At 32.1% G+C, this 308-nt stretch carries 1 protein-coding gene; it reads left to right on the plus strand.

Going from position 1 to position 308, the window contains the following annotated elements:
* Positions 1-182, plus strand: a 182-nt coding sequence (locus PZE06_RS27675) for a glycerol-3-phosphate responsive antiterminator (protein WP_275792352.1), incomplete at its 5' end; no start/stop codon positions are given.
* Positions 183-308: the final 126 nt, after the last annotated feature.

Consider the following 308-nt stretch of genomic DNA (forward strand, 5'->3'; position numbering starts at 1 on the left):
TGCCATGCAGGGCGCCGGATTTTTTAAGAATACTAGCAAAAGTATCACCTGTGCCCATTATTACAGGTGGTCTATTAAATCAGTTTGAACATGCAGAGGAGGCGTTAAATAATGGAGCCTTGGCGATTACAACCTCTAATGCGGAAATGTGGGAACTTAATTTTAAAGATAAATCATTTTAGTATTTTACAAAAAGTTTACGATTAATAAATACTTTATTAATAAATTCTTTCTATAGTGAATATATCAAGTGAATAGATAATCGGTTCGAACAGAGAGACCTCTTATAAAATGTATAGATTCATATA

The sequence above is a fragment of the Robertmurraya sp. DFI.2.37 genome (assembly GCF_029211245.1).
In the GTDB taxonomy this organism is placed as follows: Bacteria; Bacillota; Bacilli; order Bacillales; family Cytobacillaceae; genus Robertmurraya; species Robertmurraya methanolica_A.